Source organism: Burkholderia sp. Ap-955, from assembly GCF_011753045.1.
GTDB lineage: Bacteria > Pseudomonadota > Gammaproteobacteria > Burkholderiales > Burkholderiaceae > Burkholderia > Burkholderia lata_D.
Genome location: NZ_VWWH01000183.1, coordinates 1 through 3,929, shown reverse-complemented (window position 1 = coordinate 3,929; position 3,929 = coordinate 1). Strand labels below are relative to the sequence as shown.

At 68.8% G+C, this 3,929-nt stretch carries 2 pseudogenes; both read right to left on the bottom strand.

The annotated features are described in order from the left end of the window. Positions 1-3,589 (bottom strand): annotated as a pseudogene (locus tag F3J15_RS37015) (LWXIA domain-containing protein); the annotation flags it as partial. 196 nt (positions 3,590-3,785) lie between these two features. Then, positions 3,786-3,929, bottom strand: a pseudogene (locus F3J15_RS38025) (lytic transglycosylase); the annotation flags it as partial.

The following is a 3,929-nucleotide window of genomic DNA, read 5'->3' as shown; positions in this document are numbered from 1 at the left end:
CGGTTGCTCGCGAGGTCGCGGCCGCCGGCTCGTCGGCGGTGGCCGCCGCGCCGGCCGCGTCGGTTGCACGCGCGGCGACCGGAGTCGTGCGGCCCGTTTCGTCGGGCGGCTGCGCGTCCCCTTGCGACGGTGCGACCGGTGTCGTGGCAGGGCGGGGCTGTGCGATGTCGTGCGCGTACTTGAGCTCGATGCCGTCGGACAGGCTGAGTCCGCCGTGTTCGTCGGCCGAGATGCGCGCATCCGTCTCGTACCGGTTGAAGCGCGTCAGCGTCAGGCCTTTCACGCGCTCGCCGAGCGTGATCGTGCCGTCCTGGTCGAGAAACGCGGTCGATTCGGTCCTGCCGCGCGCGCCGGTGTTGACGTCGTTGCCGCGGTTGAGCACGCGGATCGGCACGCCGTCGTAGGTGAGGATCTTGTTGCCGACCATCAACGTGCCGTCTTTCGCGACGGTGATCGAGCGGCCGTCGAGCGTCGCCTGCTGGCGGCCGACGCGCAGCGTATCGAGGGCCGCATACTTGTCCTTGCCGACCGTCACGCGCTGATCGCCGATCGAGACGGCCTGGTTGCCGAGGTCGCGCGCGCCGAAGCTGCCGGTGCGGCGCACGATGCCGGTCGACAGCGCCTTGATCCGCTGCGGGCCGGCCGCGAGCCCCGCGTTGAGCAGGAACGACGTCGCATCGCCGGACAGCCGGTCGGTGTGGCCGGTCGCGAGATCGTAGCCGAACTGGCCGGCCGCGTCGGCCGCGCCGCCGTAGGCGGAGGCTTTCGTCGCGAATTGCGTGCCGCTCTTCACGCGCGACGCGAATTGCTCCGCATCGCCGCCGAAGCGCTGCACGAGCTTTTCGGCCGTGGTGGTGCGGCTCGCGAACGACAGCGCTTCGCCGAACTTGCCGACGCCGAGCGGCACGAGGTTCAGGTAGTCCGCGCGGGCGCCCGCATCGAGCGGGTTGATCGTGCGGTCGTGCTCCATCCGGTTGGCGAGGTCGTAGCCCGAGTTCACGACGGCCGCCGTCGCGGACGTATACATCAGCCCCGTGCCGACCGCGTTGAGCGCGATGCCGAGCGGGGCGCCGAACACCGTGGCGTCGAGCAGGCCGCCGCCCACTTCGAGCGCGAGGCCGCCGATCAGCATGCCGAGGTTCACGTCGCCGGCGCCGAGCGTATGCATCACGCTTTCCCACCAGCTGTCGTCGTGCGCGCTGTTGTGGCGGTCGATCTGCGCGACGCCGTTCGCGTCGTAGCCGGTGGCGATGTCGAGCGTGCCGTTCGACGACAGCTCGTTGTCGTCGAGGAAATTGCCGATGTCCGAATACTTCGAGCCCTGGTCGTCGACGTAGTGCGTGTCGCCGTTCGCGTTCGTGACCTTGAAGATCGCGCTCGTCATCAGGCCGGCGTCCTTCGACGCGTAGACGATCGGCATCACGTTGACGCGCGTGCCCGCGCCGCCACCCACCTTCAGCAGCTCGTTGCGTACCTTGTCGATCGACTCGAGTTTCTTGCCGTCGGTGAACTGCGCGGCATGCGGATCGCTGGACGTGCTGTCCGGCGACAGCCCGATCGCGACGCCCACGAGGTTGCGCTGCTGCGTGTCGTCGAGCTTCCCGAAGTCGATCGTCGCACCGTGCTGCGTGGCTTCGCCGGCCTTGTCGAGCAGCGATTGCGACAGCTCGCTGCGGTGTGCGCCGAAGAAGTCGGACAGCGCTTTCGCGTAGTCCTTCTGGTCGGATTCCGTCTTCGGGTTGCGCAGCCGCTCGTCGAGATGCGCGTCGAATTCGTTGAACAGCACCTGCTGATGCAGCGTTTCGCCGAGCATCTGGTCCTGCTGGACGTCGCGGTTCGCCTGGTCGAGGGCCGCGCGCGCATCGGTCAGCTGTTGCGCGTACGGATTCACGACGAACGGGACGGGCGCGGTCAGCGGGATGTTCTTCGGCGTGCCGTCGGGTTTCGTCACCGCCAGCACGCTCGGCGTCGGGCCGACGCCGTGATCGCGGTTCCACTGGTCGTACTGGGCCTGCAACCCGTCGACCTTGATCTGCAGATCCGACTGCTTCGCCTGCGCGTCGGCGAGCGCCTGTTTCGTCGCACGCTCGTTGACGGTCGCCGTCATCCGGTCGTCGGCCTGATGCAGTGCCGACGCGATCGTCTTCAGCCCCTTGATCTCGAGCGGCGTCGGATCGTTCACAAGACACATCGTGCGGTGGTCGTACTGGTCCTGCACGCCGGCGGCGACGTCGTCATAGTGGATCGCGAGCGCGTTGCCGTATGCGGCGACGTAGCCGTCGTGCGCGAGGCTTGCGGCATCCTTGGCCTTCGACAGTTGCGCGGCCGCGTCGTCGACGCCGAGGTCGGCGCGCGGATCCACGAGTTTCACGCCAGGATGGTCGTGGCGCCATTGCGTCGCGCTCTTCTGCGTGGCGTCGTAATTCGCCTGCTGTTCGGTGACCTGGCGATTCGCATACAGCATCTGCAGATAGCCGCCGCTCACGCGCGCGCTCGCCTGGGCGTGGTTCAGCAGGTTTCGCTGCGCATCGACCGTCGTGCTCATCACGGTCGGGCCGTACTTGCCGGACACCGTGTTGTACGTGATCTGGACGTCGGCGAGATTCGCCGCGTCGGTCGCGGCGTTCAGGCAGGCGTTCGCATAGTTGGCGTCGTCGGCCGCGCCGGCCAGCGCCTTCTGCGCGTCGTCCGGATTCATCGCCGCCGGCGCGTCGATCATGCGGCCGAGCGGCGCGAGCTGGTCGTTGACGCGCGCGATGCCGGCATCCATCGCGTCCGAATAGTCGCCGTTCGAGGCATATGACTGCAATTGCGCGAGGGCGAGGTTCGAGTTCGCGATGTCGGCGTTGTGGCGCGCCTTCGCTTCGGACAGCTTCGCATCCGCGCGCTGCCACGTGTCGTAGGCCTGTTTCTGCTGCGGCGTCCAGGTGTCCTGCGACGCCTTCGTCGGATCGTCGCCGATGCCGGGCACGGCGGCCTTCAGCTTGTCGAGCGCGTCATTCGCGTTCGCCTGCGCGGAGCCGGCCTGCTTCGGGTCGAGCGCGGCGTTGTCGTGATCGGCCTGTTGCGCATACGCGATCATGTAGCCGGCGTCGGTCGTGACGTCGAGCTCCTTCTCCGCCTTGGCGGTGGCCGTGTGCGCCTGGTCGTACGCGGTACGGGCCTGGTCGATCGTGGCCTGCGACGATTGCGGGTCGTTCTGTGCGGCGGTGAGCGCCGTCTGCTTGCCCTGTTCGTCCTTCAGCGCGTCGTCGAACTTCGTCTGCGCCCCCTGGATCGCGGTCTGCGCGGCCTTCGTGAGCGGATCGTCGACCGTGATGTCCGGCGCGGTGGGCCGGTATTGCTCGGCGAGGCTCTGGATCAGCGACGTCGCGGACGAGATTTCGGCATTGGTCGGCTTCGACGGATCGCTGTCGGGCGTGACCTGCACGGTGAGCGGCGGGGCCGGCGGCGCGGTGGCCTGCTGTTTCGACGGGTCGCTCGACTGCTGGGCGACCTGGCTCGCCGCCTTCGCGCGTTCGGCTTCGAGCGTACGCTCGAGGAACGCCATCCAATTGACGCCCATCCCGACGCCGTCGATGTCCAGCATGAAAGTCTCCTGTCAGGCTGCCGTGGCGTGCGGGTGCATGCGACCCGGCGCCCGGCACTCGCCGCCGATTCGAGTGTACGGACCGGGGCGCGCACCGCGCGGCGCCAGTTTCGTAGCAGTGCGATGCGTGCGGCGCGCACGGGGCCTGACGGCTACGAAATGCGCATCAGCGGGGCCGGCGTGTTGCGCCGCACCGTTACTCGTCGAGACACTTCACGCACAGCCGCTTCGCCTGGCTGGCCGCGAGCCCGCGGCACATCATCACGACCGGGCGGGCGTGGCACGACGGCGCGTCGGCGGACGCGGCGGGCGACGGCAGCCGGCGCGCCCGCTCGGGCGG